This is a genomic window from Barnesiella sp. ET7 (genome assembly GCF_024733785.1).
Taxonomy (GTDB): domain Bacteria; phylum Bacteroidota; class Bacteroidia; order Bacteroidales; family Barnesiellaceae; genus Barnesiella; species Barnesiella merdigallinarum.
Genome location: NZ_JANRHM010000017.1, coordinates 1 through 18,631, shown reverse-complemented (window position 1 = coordinate 18,631; position 18,631 = coordinate 1). Strand labels below are relative to the sequence as shown.

The window sequence follows — 18,631 nt, the reverse complement described above, 5'->3', positions numbered from 1 at the left end:
GTATAGATATAGACTGTTAAGTAAATTTTATTTATAGTAGTCCAACATATTAACATTCCGCGTATGAAAAAAGGCACATGGATTATCGTGGCTACTCTCTTTTCAATAGGAGCTATCGTCGGAGCCAGCGCTCTGACCCACACCTCGGATTCTATGAAACAGGAACTATCGGCCGAAGAGCAGATAAAGGCCGCTCCCAAAGAGGCCCTCGACTCGGCCACCATCGACCTGAAGCAGGCCCTGGCCCGGCACGACGCACCGGCCGTCATCGCCTCGCTCATGAAACAGTCGGCGGCCCGGCTGCTCATCGACCGCGACACTCTCCCCGCCATCATCGGACAGACCGAATCGCTGGCCGACCGTTCGAAAAACCCCGTCGAGCAGAGTCTGCTGCGCCTCATCTCGGCCCGGCTGTACCACCTCTACCTAGAGGATAACTACCGGATACGCCTGCGCGACGAGGTCGACGACTTCTCTCAGCCGCTCGAGACCTGGAGCGCCAACATGTTCCTGGCCAAAATCGACACCCTGCTCACCCGGGCTACAGCTCCCGTACAGGAACTGCTGGCTACGCCGGTAAGCGCCTATCGCCAGGCCCTCACCATCGGCAGCGATTCGATTTTCCGCCCCACCCTCTACGACTTCGTGGTGGGCGAAGCCATCGACCTCTACAAACAGGAGAGCGGCTACTCACCCCTCCAGCCGGTAGCCCGCAAGGAGCTGCTGGTTCCTGCACAGAAGTTTACGACCATCGTACTGGACAATAAGAAGCAGCCCGACGGCCGCATACTCCAACTCTATGCCGACGCCCTCAAGGCCCACGCCGCCGAGACCGGCTCGGCCCCGCTCATGATGTGGGACCTGCAACGCCTCGAATACCTGGGCGAAAGCCTCTACTATAACGACGAAGAGGAGCTCTTCGGCAACTATATCGACCTGCTGGGCAGTCTGCTCGAGAGCTACCGCGACAAGCCCTATTCGGTCGAGGTGGCCTCGACCCTCGCCTCCATCCTGTGGAATACCGACCGCTACGACAATGCCCGCCGGGCTCTCGACCTTTGCGAACAATGGACGGCCGCTTTCCCGAAATACCGCAACATCAACCGGCTGGTAAATCTGCGCAACACCATCACCGCCAAAGAGGCTTCTGTTAAAGTCTCTACCCTCCTCTACCCGGGCGAAATCGACAGTGTGAGACTTTCATACCGCAACGTCGACAGCCTCACCCTGCGCATCTACCGCCAACCCGAACCCCTGCCCATCGACATGCAGGACAACGACCTGAAGCAACCGGAATGGGACTTCGGCGACTGCATTTATGACCACGACTACGCCATAGGCGAACCGCTCTCGCTCGTGACCCGCCAACGCACCCTCGCCTTCCCCCAACTGGGTCCCGGCCTCTATGTAGCCAAAATCCTCATCGACGGCAAACCCAACCCATCGACCACCCACTTCACCGTATCGGGAGTGAAAACCATCACACGAGCAGCCTCCGACAAGCACATCGAGTTGCTCGCCGTCGATGCCCGCACAGGCAAGCCTCTGCCCAAGGCCGAGGTTACCCTCTACGCTTCGCCCTATTTCTTAGGTCAAGAGAGTGTCGAAAAGGCCCGACTCCGCACCGACAAGAACGGCCTCTGCCGCATCGAAACCGGCGACGAGGGATTCCTCTTTACCCAGGTTTCCACCCCGCTCGACCGCTTTGCTCCGGCCGACCGTCTCTCATTACCAGGCTGCTACGACGACAGCGACGACAGCGATACCCGCACCGCACTCTTCACCGACCGCTCGCTCTACCGGCCGGGACAGACGCTCTACTTCTCGGGCATCCGCTACATCAACTCGACCGACGAACACCGCACCGTAGGCGGCGAGCACTGCACCGTATCGCTACTCGACCCCTCGTCGCGCGAGGTAGCCTCGACCCAGGTTGTCACCGATGCCTACGGCCAGTTCACCGGCTCGTTTGTCATTCCCCGCGGTAATCTGCTGGGCAACTATACCCTGCGGGTGAACCAGTCGTGGGGCGACCGGCTCTCGGTATCGGTAGCCGAATACAAGCTGCCCATGTTCCGCGTCGAGTTCAAGCCGGTGACCGAGGGCACCAGTTTCGGCCAACCCGTCACCCTGCAAGGCTCGGCCCGCAGTTACAGCGGCGTACCCCAGGCCGGAGCTTCGGTGCGATACACCATCTACCGCCAGGCCAACCCCTTCTTCCGATACTTCCTTCCCTCCGGCCGCAAAGAGATTGAAAGCCGCACCACCACGGTCAACGCCTCGGGCAATTTTTCCATCACTTTCACGCCGCAACGCATCAGCTCCCAATCGTTCATCAACCAGGAGCAAGCCTATATATACAGCATCGAAGCGTCCGTCACCGCCCCCACCGGCGAAACGGTAGAACAATCGACTACCGTACAGGTAGGCGACTCGCCCTACTTCATCACCGTCACCGCCCCCCGATACCTCGACAAGTTCAAGTCGGCCGGGCAAATCAAGGCACAGGTGCGTACCCTCAACGGACAAACCGTCGACCGGGCCTGCCGGCTCGTATTCTACTCGCTCTACGACGTCGAAGGGGAACCGCTCGACAGCCTCAAAATCAAGATGCAGGTGGGCGAGGTGACCATCGGTGCCGACGGCCACGCCCTCTACCCCGACTTCTCGAAATGGGCTTCGGGCCCCTATCGCATCGTGGCATTCAGCAACGACGAATCGAAACGGATTATCCGGTCGGAGTGTAACTTTGTATTGTACAGCGAGAAAGACAAAAAACCGCCCCGCTTTGCCGAAATATGGCTTCCCCGTACCCAAATCACGGCCGAAGTGGGCGAAACGGTGAAGATTCCCGTAGGCACCTCGCTGCGCGAAGGGTACATCTTCTACTCCATCTATACGGCCGACCATCTGGTCGAGACCCGCATGCTCAAGCTCAGCAACAGCTGCAAGACGCTGTCGGTCAAGTTCGACAAGTCGTTCGGCGGCATCGCCACCATCAGCCTGCTCACCGTGCGCGACGGCGAAATAAAAACCGCCCAGGTAACCATACGACAGGCTCTGCCCGACCGCAAACTGAATATCAAGACCGAGTCGTTCCGCGACAAACTGCTGCCGGGGAATGCCGAGAACTGGACCTTCTCGGTGACCGACGCCCAGGGCAATCCCGTCGAGGCCCGCTTCATGGCCGAGATGTTCGATGCCTCGATGCAGGCCATCAGCACCCACAGCTGGCACTTCAGCGCACCGGCTCCGGCACCCTGTACCTGCATCTCGACTCGACCATCGACCTCCTACTCTTATGGACGCTCCATCGAAGCCGAAGAGATTCCGGCCCGGCTCGCCGTACCCGGCGAGACCGCCACGCAGTTCCTCTACCTCAATCTGTTGAACGGTAGTAACAGACGTTTCCCCATCTTCGTCTCTAATGCGGTAGCATCGGGCATACAGATCAATGAGGCCGAAACTGCACTCGACGAGGTAGTGGTGACCAAGAGTGCCAACACCGCTATGGCCAAGGGCTCGGCCTCGACTTCGCTCGAAACCAGCGAAGAGACCGGCGGTTCCCAACCCGACGAGCCCCTGCGCACCGGCGAGGTAAGCACCGCCTTCTTCTACCCCTCGCTCACCACCGACTCGCTGGGACAGGTATCTGTCTCGTTTACCGTACCCAACGAGAACACCACCTGGCAATTCCTCGCCCTGGCCTACACGCAAGAGCTCCTCTCCGGCCAATACGAGGCACAGACCGTGGCCAGCAAACCGCTCATGGTGTCGCCCAACCTGCCTCGCTTTGTCCGGCAGGGCGATCACGTGACCATCGCCACGGCCGTGCAAAACCAGAGCAACAGCCACCAGGAGGGGACCGTACGCTTCGAACTCTTCGACCCCTATACCGACAAGGTGCTCCACTCCAGCCAGTCAGCCTTCATCCTTGAGCCCGGCGAAAACCGTACGGTCGACTACTCCTTCACCGCACCCGAAGGGGCCGAACTGCTGGGATTCCGCGTCAAGGCATCGACCCTGCAATACAGCGACGGCGAACAGCAGATTCTGCCCGTGCTCCCCACCCGCGTACTGGTGACCGACAGCAAACCCTTCTACATACCCGGCAGCGAGCAGACCGTCCCGGTTGTCATGCCCGGCATGGAAGAGAAACTGAAATCGCCCACCGTCGAGAGCCTGCGCATGACGCTGCAATACTGCAACAACCCCGCCTGGTATGCCGTACAGGCGATGCCCGCCCTGACCGAGATCGACGGCAGCGACGCCATCTCCATCTCGGCCACGCTCTATGCCAACAGCCTGGCCGCATCGATGGCCCGCAGCAACCCGCTCATCGCCCGTGCTATCGAGCTGTGGAAGGCCTCCGGCAACCGGGACCTCACCTCGCTGCTGGCTCAGAACGAAGAGCTGAAGCAGGTACTCCTCTCGGCTACCCCCTGGGTGCTCGAGGCCGATAACCAGACCGAGCGCATGCAGCAGCTGGCCACTCTCTTCGACACCAACCGGGCCGATCGCCTCTCACGCGAGGCCATCCTCAAACTGCAGAACCTCCAGGGCAGCGACGGCGGCTGGAGCTGGTTCCAGGGCATGTCGGCCAGTCCCTGGGTGACGATGAACATTCTCGAGAGCTTCGCCCGATTGCGCGCCCTGGGTGTACCCCTCGACGACAGCACGATACACGAGATGCAGGTCAAGGGCATCGGCTACCTCGACCAGACCATCGAGCGGCAACGCAAGCGCGAGCCCAACGCTCCACTCACCTACAACGACATCTGCTACCTGCACGTACGCTCCTCGTACCTCGACATCCCGCTGGCCGGCGACATGCTCGGGCTGCACAAGGCTATGGTCGAGCAACTCAAGCAGTGGATCAACTTCTCGACCATCGAGAAGGCTTACGCCGCCGTAGCCCTGCACCGCTACGGATTCACCGACGTGGCCCGCGACATTGTAGCCTCGCTGCGCCAGTACGCCGTGACTACCCCCGACAAGGGGATGTTCTGGCCCAACAACCGCTCGAGCTACGGCTATAGCAACAGCGCCGTGCAGGAACAGTGCGCACTCATCGCCGCCTTCACGACGGTCGACCCCGTCGCCACCGAACTCGACGAGATGCGTCGCTGGCTCCTCGCCCAGAAACAGACCAACGAGTGGGAGTCGGTACCCTCGACCCTCGAGGCCATCTACGCCCTGCTCTACGGCGGCTCCGACTGGCTGGCCTCCAGCTCGACCCGACCCGTCATCGTATGGGGAGGAAAGGTCATGAAATACGAGCCCGAAGACCCCTTCCTGGGACTGACCGAACTTACCCTGTCGGGCAACCAGATAACGGCAGCCGAGGCCGAGGCCGTCGTCTCGACCGACCAGCAGCAACCCTCGTGGGGAGCCCTCTACTGGCAATACTTCGACGATGTCAAGAACGTATCGGCCGCCTCGGTCAACGAGCTGGCCATCGACCGCCAGATACTCGTGCGACAACCCTCGGGTACCTACCGTCCCATCAGCCAGGTAGCCCCCAAGACCGGCGACCGTGTAGCCATACGGCTCACCCTCACCGTGGGGCAAGACATGCAGTTTGTCTGCCTCACCGACGCCCGGGCCGCCTGCTTCGAGCCGGTAGACCAACTCTCGGGCTACCGCTGCCGCGAGAGCATCTGCTACTACCAGGAGGTGAAAAATGCCGAGACCCGCTTCTACTTCGACTACCTGCCCAAAGGCACCTACGTCATCGCCTACGAACTCGACATCGACCGTCCCGGCGACTACACCCAGGGACTCTCGTCCATACAGTGCCTCTATGCCCCGCAGATTATCGCCCGCACACCGGCACAAACCATCGTTGTCAAGTAACGCCGGCTTCCGACCGACACTCGTCATACTCCCCCTCCGACCGACCGCCAACGGCTCGGAGGGGGAGTTTTTATTGCCCCATCCCTACAAGTTTAATAAATTTTATAAAAATTCATAAAAGGGTTATTTTCTATAAAAAAGATGCCGATAGTATAAAAATAAATAAATAACTTTGCCATCGAAAGAGGGATCTACCGCTGTTTTATACGAACTTATCGATTCAATACTTTTTTATGAAAATTACAAAATTTATCACAAGTAGCTTATTCTTAGGGCTACTTTCCTCTTTTGCTTCGTGTATTGATGCCGATTATGATTTCAAAAAAGACATCGATTTGGAAGTAACCGTAGGAGGAAATCTAAGTTTACCCATCGGACAGACCGATACCATCCGACTCAGCCGAATGATTGAAGAGGGCGATGTGCTCCATGTAATCGACGGACGGTACGTAATCAGCAAATCCGACAATATCACAGAAGACATCGACGCCATCGACCCGGTAATTATCGACGACTTTTCGCCCAAATTCGAGCTTTATACGCGTGATTTCCAGGCTGCCACAACCGAGCTGCCACAGATTCCCGGTCTGGAGATGCCCGACATCGAAATCGCCTTCGAAGCCAACATCAACACGGCCGAGAACTTCAACGTCGATACCGAACTGCCAACCGAAGTCAAACACGTACGAAGCGTACGGATTACCGATAACAACGGCGACGACCTGCACGTCGAGCTCTCTATCGACATCTCGGGCATGCCCGATTTTCTGCCCCGCATCTACCTGTCGGGTGCCGAGCTGGCTCTCCCCGAATTGATTGACTTCGACATCGAACCGAACGGCGAACTCGTACGCGAAGGCTCGTCGATATTCATATCGAAAACCATCGAACTGACCAATGGCACAGGCCACATATCCGTTCCCTTGACCATCTACGGATTCTCCAACCCCACAGTCGAGAACGGACACCTGCTCATCACCGACGAAATTGCCTTGAAGGGCCTCGTCTATGCCGACAAACAATCGATCGGTCTCGAAGACCTCACCAATACAACCGTATCGGTTCAACCCAACCTCAATCTCTCTACCCCCCAGATTCGTATCAAAGGCGTATCGGGTACCGTCGTTCCCAACGTCGACATCAATACCTCGGTCTCGCTCTCCGATTTGCCCGACTTCCTCAAGGAAGAGGGGACCTCACTCGAAATAAAAGACCTCGCTCTCAACCTGTCGGTACAAAACCCCATCGATGCCCCCATCTCGGCCAGCTTCGAAATATCGCCGCTCGACGAGAACGGCCAGGTAGTCAACGGCAATGTAGTTTCACTTGCCCTCAAGGTCGCTGGCGGCGAAAGAACCACCTTCCAGATCGACCGCAACTCGCCCCTCATCACCTCGGGCTCGCTCACCTCGCTGCTCAGCACCATCCCCGACCAGCTCGACATCAAAGTGACCGAAGTGAAAATCGAGAGCGAAACCAACGACCAAACCATCGAATTGGGTAAAGGTGATTACAACCTCAACATCGACTACGACATAAACGTACCGCTCGAGTTCGACAACCTCCGCATCTTCTACACCGACTCCATCGACAACCTCCGCAGCGATCTCGCCGACGTCTCCGACAAAATCAAGCACCTCGAGCTCGACGTCGTTGTCGACAACGCCATCCCGCTGGGTCTCGTTCTCTCGGTCAAACCGCTCGACCAGAATGGCGCCCCCATTACCGGCCTCACTCTGCCCGAAGGCGTAGAGATCAATGCCGCGCCCAACAGCGACAATGCCATACAATCGACTCACGTCACCCTCAATATCGAGGAGGTTCGCGAGAATGCACTTCAGGAACTCGACAAGCTGGAATTCAAGGTCGAAGGCAGCAACCAGGACAACCACGACGTCACCCTGCGTCCCGACCAGTTTATCGTCGTACACCTCTCGGCTCGACTCCCCGAAGGAGCACAAATGGACTTAGAAGATTTGTAACGGATTTAAAGCTAACAAACAATGAAACACGCTATAAAACATATTGCGAGCATTGCCCTCGCCCTGACGCTTTCGGCCGGGCTATCGGCCCAAACCACGCTCAACTCCTCTTACTTCATGGAGAAGATGACCAAGCGCAACCAACTGAACCCGGCCCTCAAGACACCCAACAACTACGTAAGCATGCCGAGCCTCGGCAACTTCTACCTGGGTATCAACTCCAATCTGGGGTTGGGCACCTTCCTCTATCCGCGCGACAACAAGCTGGTCACCTTCCTGCACGAGAGTGTTCCGGCCGATGAGTTTCTGAACAAACTCACCCCCAACAACACCATCGAGCTCGACCTGGGCCTCGACCTCATCTCGTTCGGCTTCTGGGCCTGGGGCGGACAGAACACCTTCAACCTGGCGCTCAAAAGCAATACCGGAGCCTACCTGCCCAAAGAGATTTTTCAATTCCTCAAAACCGGACAAGAGGCTACCGGCGTAACCCGCTACGACATGAGCAACGTAACAGCTACCACCAGCAACTACCTCGAACTGGCCTTCGGTCATGCCCGCGACATCACCGACAAGCTGGGCGTGGGTGCCAAAGTGAAAGTGCTGCTCGGTGCCGCACACGCCGAGGCCCGCATCGACCGTATGGACATCTCCATGTCGCAAAACGAATGGACCATCAAACAAGCCGGACACCTGCAAGCCACCTCGCTGCTCGAGCTCACCACCGACCCCGAAACCGGCGAAGTAACCGACTATAAAGTGGGCAACAACTTCGGTCTGGCTGGCTTTGGCCTGGGTTTCGACCTGGGTGCCACCTACAAACTCATCGACAACCTCACCCTTTCGGCAGCCCTCACCGACATAGGCTTCATGCGCTGGAACAACCTCACCCGCGCCGAGACCGACCCCGATAAAGGGTTCATATACACCGGCTTCGACAATATCGGAGCCGAAGACGACGAGAATGGCGACAACCCCTTTGAACAAAAAGCCGACCAACTGGGCGAAGACCTCAAAGCTTTAACCAAATTCTACCAATCGGACACCCAGTCGGTGAGCAACTCACTGCGCACCACCCTGCGCGTGGGTGCCGAGTATGCCGTACTCGACAACGCCATCTCGTTCGGTCTCCTCTCCACCACCCGATTCGTCGGTTACCGCACCTATGCCGAAGGCATGGCAGCCATCAACTTCCGTCCCCTCTCGGCCCTGCACCTCACCGTCAACGGGTCGGTATCCAACATGGGCAGTTCGGTAGGCGCCATCCTCAACCTCTGCGCTCCGGGCTTCAACTTCTTCGTCGGTACCGACTACTTTGCCACGAAGTACTCCAAGCAGTTCATCCCCATCAATCACGCCCGGGCCAACCTCAGCTTCGGCTTCAACATCACTTTCGGGAAGAAACACGAAATCTAAAAAACACACGATATTCCATCAACACAAGGGGCGGCCCTCCAAGCTGCCCCTTGTTCGTATCATTCCCCGCTGCCAGCCCCATTCTCGCCCTTGGGATAAATGCCCTGCTCTCAGGCATCAAGCAAGCAACCAGCCCCCGCAAAATCAAACGGCAAATAGCCTGTGTTTTCCCTTGTTACTCCCAATAATTATACGTATATTTGAAACACATTAAATCTAAATTCTATTATTATGAAAACGAAACTCCGTCTTTTAATCAACAAAATCACAGGAGCAATCGTACTGCTATTGCTATGTGTAGCCTGTGACAATACAGATACAAGTACTAAAAACCGTTTTTTATCGGCAGGAATCGTGTGGGAAGAAGTACGCCAACAAAACACCGATATAAACCTCGATAGTGTATTGGAGGTCTTACGGCCTGTACTCTCACCCGACAGTATCGAAGCCCTGGAAAATCAAATATATGTAAAATACACAGCCAGCCGATACACATTATTACCCTCCGAGACAATTGACGGGGAGCTATATTGGCCCATCGAGTACACCGTAAAACATATTTATCGATGGAACTCCTTCTCTGATGAATCGGAGAGAGAAATCTGCGGTTATCTGCGGGAAGACAGCCAAGGCAGCATCTACCTAAGACGAGGCGAGCAGGAAATCCTGTTATATACCTTTCCCCCTGATGGGTGGAAACCGGGTGAAACCATTCAATATGCCTCGTGGTGGGGTCCGGTAACCGAAGAGATTAAACCGGAACTTCTGGAGACTATTACATTAAAGAATGGAAGTTCCTGCCAAAAATACAATAAGCTGTTATATGGGTTGACCTCGACATCGGGCGTATTTGGTTTGTTCGACCCTCCGTTCGATTCACTCTATCGAACCGATTTAGTATCATACAGCCGCGACGGAATACTGCTGTACAAGAATGAAAATATAAAAATTCCTCATCAAGGAGGATAAAACCTAAATAGCACCGAATATGAAAACACAATCACTACTTTGGAGTTTCGCGCTGATATGTCTCGGCAGCATCGCCAGTCAGGCGCAGGAGTATGAATATGTGCCTTTGGTACGGGAAGGTGTGGAATGGACTTATCTCGATGAGAATGGACTGAAGCTCGAATATTCGTTTTATCGGTATCGCTTGGAGGGAGACACCATCATCGACAACAAAGCCTATCAAAAGTGTTATCGATACGACATATGCCAGTTCGACGAAACAGCGGTGTTATCCGGTTGGTTAAGGGAACAAGACAAAAAGGTCTATCTGTTGCTCAATCCGGACACATGGGGAATAGAGCTTGACGGAGAGAAAGTGGTATATGATTTTACACCGGAGAAAGCCGGAGATGAAATGCAATGGTTCGACCAAACTGTAACGGTAACAAAAGTCGACTCGGTGGTTATCGATGGGAAAAAGAGGAAACGTATCAAATATGACGAATGGTTCATTGTCATAGAGGGGTTGGGCTGCTTGGGATATGGCGATTTACTGGCCCCCTATACCGATGTATCGACTTGCAGCGATTGTTTTCGCTCCTTCTTGAATAGCGTGAGACGAGACGACGGCGTTTATGAGTATAAGGATAAGGATTTTAGAGACCATTCCGATTTCAAAGATCCCTGTCGGGAAGGAGAATATGAATACGTCCCCTTCGTGCGGGAAGGTGTGGAATGGGGATATTACCAATATAATCCCGTTCACCCCGAAGACAATGGGATTATTCGCCTGCAATTCGAAGGAGATACGTTGCTCGATGGAAAAACGTATAAAAAGCTATATATGTACAAAGGGTGTGACCTTACTCCCGACAAAGGTACATTGATAGATTTTATGCGGGAGGAAAATAAGATTGTCTATTCTAAAAAAGAGCGCAAACACAGCGATGAAATATATGTGGAAGATGCTGAAACAGAGGTTGTACTCTATGATTTTTCCCTCGATGTAGGAGATTCTCTTTGGGTCCCGTCTTACTATGAGTATCAAAAAGTGACTCGCATCGATACCGTGAAAGTAGGAAATACTTATCGAAAACAATTTTATATAGGGAATCCGACTTATCCGCTTTGGACAGAAGGGCTGGGTGTACTGGAAAATAATTTCTTATTCTGTCCGTTTTGCCTGATATCAAGTTGCCTCGACTGTGACCGCAGGAATCTAACCTTTGTAATAGAGAATGGAGAGGAAGTATATGGCACAGACGAGGAATGTAGAATGGGTAGTATTTCTGATAACAAAGCCTATGCCTTACGCATCGCCCGCACACCCGATGCTCTGGTCGTAACCTTGCCGGGCGACGGCTACCGCCTGGCCGAACTCATCGACACCACCGGCCGACTGGTGTGGTGCGAATACCTCGACGGTGAACCGGGCGAGGTCTCTGTCCCCACTACCGCCCTCGCCCCGGGAGTCTATGTGGTGGCCCTCACCGACAATCGCGGCAAGCGCACGGTGCAGAAAGTAGGGTTGTAGCAAAACAATACGCATAAAACCAAGCCAGAGAATAACCTAAAACAGTATCGAATATGAAAACACAATCACTACTTTGGAGTTTCGCGCTGATATGTCTCGGCTGCATCGCCAGTCAGGCGCAGGAGTATGAGTATGTGCCCTTCGTGCGGGAGAATGTCCGATGGACATTTAATGATGAGCAGAAAATGACCCTTTTACCGGATTACCGATATTTTGATGGAAAACTGTATGCCTATGCCTATATGCCAGACTTTTCGTTCAGGACAGATATCATGATATTCCTGCGCGAAGAGAATAAAGTCGTCTATCGAATAGAGAAAAATGTATTAGATTCGGTCCCCTTGAAATCCGAGATTCCCATCTATGATTTCAATGTAGAGCAGGCCGGCGATACCATGTGGGCCTGGCACAACGACCCGCCCTATTTCGGCATGGTGGTCGAGTGGATCGACACGATACTCATCGATGACACATACAGGAGGCGAATCAAACTGAAAGATGTCGACGGTGTCTGTATCGAGGGGATAGGCTATACCGGCAAACGGAATAATCTCTACTACCCTTTCTGCAATTCCGACACCGAAACGAAAACAAAATATCTCGATTGGGTAGAAACTGTCGAAAATATAGAGGATCGGCTTATCTACCAACCCGAGTGGTCCAGATTGGGCTCCTATGAGTATGTGCCTTTCGTGCGCGAAGGGGTGAAGTGGGGATATGACGAATGCTATCGTTTCGAGGGTGATACGGTCGTCGGCGGGGTGTCGTACAAGAAATGCTATGTCAGCGAGAGTTGTCCTTTTGAAGAGAGGCAGACACTCTATGGTCTGGCTCGCGAAGAAGACCGGGTGGTCTATTGCCTGCGTCCCGGCGACGAGCAGGAGACGGTGCTCTACGATTTCAGCGTCAAGAAGACCGGCGAGCGGGTACCTACCCGGCTCCATCCCGATGGCGAACCGGTGATGCACATCGACACCATAGCCGTGAATAACGACCAGTTGCGGCGACGCATCAAACTGCCGTCAGGCAGTTATATCGAAGGATTCGGAAGCCTCGAACCCTGCCGGGGTTTCTTCTTCCCCTTCGAAGCCACGGCGGAAGAAATCGACGACCCGCATAACCGGCTCGGATATATAAAGAATATGGAGACAGGCGACTATGAATACAAAGGGATAGTCAATACGTTGCGTGACGAGTGCGAGTTCGGCCGGTCGTACGAGCCGTTTGTCCGAGAAGCGCAATATGGATATTATGAAGTTTATGAATCCGGTGAATTAAGTGGTGATTATATCCACTATTGCATAACAGGCGATACAATCATCAACGGCAAGGCATACAAGAACATTTCTCTCACGGTTGATTGTCCTGACTGGGATAGAATTCCTCCGGTCGGACAAATCAGGGAAGAGAATCGAAAAGTATATTTCCGGGATAAGGAAGATGAGATAGGCTACGACTTCAACCTGACCAAAGGAGACGGTATTATCCTGAGCGGCATGCACGACCCCTTAGATACAGATATAACCGTATTCGATGTAAAAACCGTCGAGTTTGCCGGAAAAGAGCGCAAGTGTATCTACTTCAAAGATAGTTCTGGCTATTATTTCGGCTATTGGATGGAGGGCATCGGCGACATGAATCAAGGGACTCTATGGACTTTCGATGGCACACATAGCTGTATGTATCCATATACGCCGTGTTATAACGATACCCAACACCTCTATTACTTGCGGGAAAACGGAGAATATATCTATTTACAGGATAACCACAACGGAACCCCCTTGGACGACGGCAACTGTATACTGGCCGTGGGCGAAACTCGCACAGCTACCCTGCGCATCGCCCGCACGCCCGATGCCCTGGTAGTGACCCTGCCGGGCGACGGCTACCGTCTGGCCGAACTCATCGACACCACCGGCCGACTGGTATGGTGCGAATACCTCGACGGTGAACCGGGCGAGGTCTCTGTCCCCACTACCGCCCTCGCCCCGGGCGTCTATGTGGTAGCCCTCACCGACAACCGCGGCAAGCGCACGGTGCAGAAAGTAGGGTTGTAGCAAAACAATACGCATAAAACCAAGCCAGAGAATAACCTAAAACAGTATCGAATATGAAAACACATTTACTACTATGTACGTTCACGGCAATTTGTCTCGGCTGCATCGCCAGTCAGGCGCAGGAGTATGAATACGTCCCCTTCGTACGGGAAAATGTAGAGTGGTTCGATGGCGACAAATATCGGTTTATAGGCGACACGATTGTCGAAGGAAAAACCTATAAGAAGTGTTACCAAAGCAACTCTTGCCCGTTCGAAGACAATATGCGGCTCTATGGACTGGCTCGCGAAGAAGACCGGGTGGTCTATTGTCTGCGCCCCAGCGACGAAAAGGAGGAGATGGTGGAAGAGATAATCTACGATTTCCGGGCCGAGAAGGCGGGCGATCGGGTTTATCTGTCGTGGGAAAACACGTACGATGAGAATGAATGTATCATAGCTCAAATAGATACCATTCCGGTCAATGACGGGAAACGCCGCCGGATAGAACTACAGAATTCATATCAAGGGATATATATCGAAGGTATAGGCAGCATCGGACCCAGACAGGGTCTATTCCATCTGCTGTTTACTATTCCCACAGAAATAGGTTATACCTATAAGACCCTCGATTATGTCAAAAATATAGAGACCGGCGAGTATGAGTATGTCAACGGCCGGAAAGATCCTTGCGAGATGGAGTATATCCCCTTCGTCAAAACGGCCGATTGGACCTACTACGACGCCGGACCGGGCGACGGTGTGACGACATTCCCCCGGTACCATTTGTCGGGCGATGAATCGGATTGCGTGACGGTAAACGGTCGTGACTATTACAGACTGTACAGCTATACGGGTTGCGACTTCAACACGGCCGATACCCGTCGGGAACTGGTGTTGGTGCGGGAAGAGGAGCAAAAAGTCTATGTGCTCGATAGCATCGAGGACACCTATGTCGATAAGTTACTCTACGACTTTACCCTGAACGTAGGCGATACCCTGCGTATGGACGAGGGGTCGTATTTCCATCGTCCCGAAGCGGGCGACGACTGGAACGACATAGCGGGCCGAAAACGGTGCAACGACCGTTACCAGCCCGATGAGTCCGATGAACTTGACCCCTATTCGGGCTTTGAGGTGACCAGCATAGAGCCGATAGTCGTGGCGGGTAAACCGCGGAAAGCCATTCATTGGAACAATGGCAATACCTGGGTGGTTGGTCTGGGCGAAATCAGCGAATATCCTTTGGCTCAATTTTATATGGATTACTCCCCATGTATCATACCGCCGTTCTATTTGCTGTATCAAAAGAGCAATGGCGAGTATGACTATGAGGTGCTGGATCTTCATCAATACACACCCGACCCCTGCCTGAGCGGTATTGACGATAACAAGGCCTATGCCCTGCGCATCGCCCGCACACCCGATGCTCTGGTCGTAACCCTGCCGGGCAACGGCTACCGCCTGGCCGAACTCATCGACACCACCGGCCGACTGGTGTGGTGCGAATACCTCGACGGTGAACCGGGCGAGGTCTCTGTCCCCACTACCGCCCTCGCCCCGGGCGTCTATGTGGTAGCCCTCACCGACAACCGCGGCAAGCGCACGGTGCAGAAAGTAGGGTTGTAGTAAATGCCATCTACTCAACCATACCGACACCTCTCCGACCACCGGGGAGGTGTTTTGTTATCTTCCCCCTCCACTCCCGCTACAAAAAAACTGCCGCCCGGTGTACAACCGGGCGGCAGCCTAACGAAATATAACGGGGTTATACCTTATTTCAGAGCGTCGGCAAGAGCAGCGTTGGTCTTGTGAACGGCAGCGGCGCTCTTGGCAAATGCCTCTTTCTCGGCGTCGTTGAGTTTCAGTTCAACCACTTTCTCGATGCCGTTGCGGCCCAATACACAGGGAACACCGATGCAGAGGTCGCTTTCGCCATATTCGCCTTCCAGCAAAGCGCTGCAAGGAACCAGACGTTTCTGGTCGCCCAATACAGCCTCAACTACCGAAGCCGAAGCAGCACCCGGAGCATACCAGGCCGAAGTACCCAGCAGACCGGTGAGCGTAGCACCACCTACCATCGTGTCGGCAGCTACTTTTTGCAGAGCCTCTTCACTCAGGAACTCCGATACCGGCATACCTTTGTAGGTAGCGTAACGGGTAACAGGAATCATCGTCGTGTCGCCGTGGCCACCGATTACGAAACCTTCAACTTCCGACAGGTTGGCGTTCAAAGCCTGGCTCAGATAATATCTGAAACGCGAGCTGTCCAAGGCGCCACCCATACCGATGATGCGGTTTTTGGGGAGACCCGATACTTTGTGAATCAAATAAGTCATCGTATCCATCGGGTTACTTACACACAGGATAACGGCATTGGGAGAGTATTTCAATACATTCTCAACAACCATTTTCACGATACCGGCGTTTACACCGATCAACTCCTCACGAGTCATACCCGGTTTACGAGGAATACCCGAGGTGATTACTACCATATCCGAATTGGCCGTAGCCTCGTAGTTGTTGGTTACACCTTTGATACGCGAAGAGAATCCTGCCGTAACAGCAGCCTGCATCATATCCATGGCTTTGCCTTCCGACACGCCTTCTTTAATATCAAGCAGAACAATCTCATCTGCAATTTCTCTGAATGCTAATACGTTTGCGCAAGTGGCGCCCACGTTTCCAGCTCCGATAACCGATACTTTAGACATAATTGTTAGGTTTATAAAGTGAATTATACAATAATATTTTTTCGTTCTCTCTGTTTGGCAAATTTACAACTATTTCGACATTATGGAAAAATTTCCACAATTAAATTTTTATAAACTTTGCATAATCTTTTAACCGTCTGTAAAAACAATATAACAATCTACATACCAATATTTTACAGCTACAATCCGGTTCTATTCCTCCAGCTCGCCCTTCCCTTCGCGCAGCACCACCGGCTCGTCGCCCGTGCAATCGACCGTGGTCGAGGGTATCGTGCCCCCTTCGCCGCCGTCGATCATGAGGTCGGCCACCGACTCATACCGCTCGGCAATCAGCTCGGGATCGGTGCCATATTCGGGCTCCTCCTCGTCGATGGCCACCGAGGTGGTGAGCAGCGGGTTGCCCAGCGCCTCGGCCAGGGCCAGCGTAATGGCATTGTCGGGGATACGAATTCCCACCGTCTTGCGATTTTTGTAAATCTTGGGCAACGAGGCACTCGTGGGCAGAATAAAGGTAAAGGGGCCGGGCAGGTTCCGCTTCAGCAGTTTGAAATACGAGTTGCTCATCTTGGCATACTCGCTCACCCAACTCAAATCGCGGCAGATAATCGACAGGTTCACCTTCTGCGGGTTGATACCCTTTATCTGGCAAATCCGCTCCACGGCCCTCACGTTGAGGGCATCGCAACCCAGGGCATAAATCGTGTCGGTGGGATAGATTACGATGCCGCCGTCGCGCAGCACCGCCACCGCCTTGGCTATCTCGCTCTCGCTGGGGTTGGTTTCATAGATTCTCAATCGTTTCATAATTCCGGCTTAAGGTTCGCCAAGATAGTCATTTTTTTATATTTCAACAATATTTAAGGCTTTATTCCGGCCTTCCGACCCCGAATTTCCGGACTTTACAGCAAATTGGCCCAACAAAAAAGCCGCTGCGACAATGTCGCAACGGCTTCGGCGGAGTAAGGGGGATTCGAACCCCCGATACGCTTTTGACGTATACACGCTTTCCAGGCGTGCCTCTTCAACCACTCGAGCATCACTCCATGAGGTTGTTCCCTTAAAAGCGGTGCAAATATAATATAAATTTCGGGTTCGGCGAAAGTTTTTTCAAAAATAGTGCACCGCGTGAATTAAAGTCACCCCGCACAACGATGCGGGGCCCAGTTGTGAGCCGCTTGTGGGAAACATAGAAACGTACGACCCGTGCGTTCTAAAAAGAGGTACGAGCAAGGAAACGACCCAGATGTGAAATCTCTGCCCGAGTATTTCTGGATTCCGCATCACGGTGCGGAATGACTCTCCCCGTCACCCCGCACAACGATGCGGGGCCCAGTTGTGAGCCGCTTGTGGGAAACATAGAAACGTACGACCCGTGCGTTCTAAAAAGAGGTACGAGCAAGAAAACAGCCCAGATGTGAAATCACTGCCCGAGTATTTCTGGATTCCGCATCACGGTGCGGAATGACTCTCCCCGTCACCCCGCACAATATCGACCGTATCCACCAGCCCTTGGCTCTCTCCATTATCCCCCTTTTTAGCTCCCGGGGTGTTACAGCATGTGAGTACTAAAGGCAAAACAACTAAATAAAAACGAATGCTCTTTATAGGGTATGTTCTTTTATTGAATATGATACTGATAATCGTTCTCATACATTCAGAAACATGGATATGCTTCATGGTGATATATTGTATTACGTTTTCTTTTGAGTGCTCATCAGAAGTTTAAGGGAAAGTAAGAAATTCAAATCGGGAATAACAAAACATATCATAATACACCCAAACATATTGTTTACCTGCTCAAACAAGAATAACAACCCCATAAAGAATATGGTATAAATAGAATACAAAAACAACAATATGCTTAAAACTGACCTCAATACCCGATGTTTAATAAGCAACAGGAATGCTATAATTATCAGAGAACAACCTATACCTAAAAGTGTATAGGAGAGATCTTCAAGATCAAGAGAAAAACTTATTCCCGACCCCAACAGTGTGAGACCTTGTAAGATCCACCAAATAGATAAGATTGTAATAAAATGCTTGTTAAACCACTTCATATCTCTATCGTTTTTAAGTTTTATCCCAAGAGGCAAAATACTTGAAATGCTGTACGACTACCGACTCGGTTACCGTTGCCTGATTT

Annotated in this window: 9 protein-coding genes and 1 tRNA gene; 7 read left to right on the top strand and 3 right to left on the bottom strand. The window is 53.2% G+C overall.

Annotated features, from left to right (window positions below; all coding sequences use genetic code 11):
• Positions 1 to 63: 63 nt before the first annotated feature.
• The 7 genes from NW211_RS10770 (at position 64) to NW211_RS10740 (ending at position 15,400) form a co-directional block, all read left to right on the top strand.
• Entirely contained in the window at positions 64 to 5,856 is a 5,793-nt protein-coding gene (locus NW211_RS10770) for an alpha-2-macroglobulin family protein (protein ID WP_258327850.1), read from the top strand.
• A gap of 335 nt (positions 5,857 to 6,191) precedes the next feature.
• Positions 6,192 to 7,838, top strand: coding sequence for a hypothetical protein (locus NW211_RS10765; RefSeq protein ID WP_258327848.1), 1,647 nt, complete (start codon positions 6,192 to 6,194; stop codon positions 7,836 to 7,838).
• 21 nt (positions 7,839 to 7,859) lie between these two features.
• Complete coding sequence (locus NW211_RS10760; protein ID WP_258327847.1) at positions 7,860 to 9,254, top strand: DUF5723 family protein; 1,395 nt, start codon at positions 7,860 to 7,862, stop codon at positions 9,252 to 9,254.
• Between the two features lie 231 nt (positions 9,255 to 9,485).
• Entirely contained in the window at positions 9,486 to 10,223 is a 738-nt protein-coding gene (locus tag NW211_RS10755; RefSeq protein WP_258327845.1) for a hypothetical protein, read from the top strand.
• Between the two features lie 19 nt (positions 10,224 to 10,242).
• Complete coding sequence (locus NW211_RS10750; RefSeq protein ID WP_258327844.1) at positions 10,243 to 11,736, top strand: hypothetical protein; 1,494 nt, start codon at positions 10,243 to 10,245, stop codon at positions 11,734 to 11,736.
• A 53-nt stretch (positions 11,737 to 11,789) separates the two neighbouring features.
• Positions 11,790 to 13,793, top strand: a complete 2,004-nt coding sequence (locus NW211_RS10745; protein WP_258327843.1) for a hypothetical protein — start codon at positions 11,790 to 11,792, stop codon at positions 13,791 to 13,793.
• Between the two features lie 53 nt (positions 13,794 to 13,846).
• Positions 13,847 to 15,400 carry a hypothetical protein gene (locus NW211_RS10740; RefSeq protein WP_258327842.1) on the top strand — a complete coding sequence of 518 codons (1,554 nt, stop codon included), beginning with the start codon at positions 13,847 to 13,849 and terminating at the stop codon, positions 15,398 to 15,400.
• Between the two features lie 146 nt (positions 15,401 to 15,546).
• Here NW211_RS10740 and mdh read toward each other — a convergent pair whose 3' ends face one another.
• From mdh to NW211_RS10725, 3 genes are all read right to left on the bottom strand, one after another.
• Positions 15,547 to 16,485 carry a malate dehydrogenase gene (gene mdh, locus NW211_RS10735; RefSeq protein ID WP_258327841.1) on the bottom strand — a complete coding sequence of 313 codons (939 nt, stop codon included), beginning with the start codon at positions 16,483 to 16,485 and terminating at the stop codon, positions 15,547 to 15,549.
• Positions 16,486 to 16,677: 192 nt separating this feature from the next.
• Positions 16,678 to 17,289: an L-threonylcarbamoyladenylate synthase gene (locus NW211_RS10730; RefSeq protein ID WP_258327840.1), complete on the bottom strand. Its 612-nt coding sequence runs from the start codon at positions 17,287 to 17,289 to the stop codon at positions 16,678 to 16,680.
• A 151-nt stretch (positions 17,290 to 17,440) separates the two neighbouring features.
• A tRNA-Ser gene (locus tag NW211_RS10725) sits at positions 17,441 to 17,528 on the bottom strand.
• Positions 17,529 to 18,631: the final 1,103 nt, after the last annotated feature.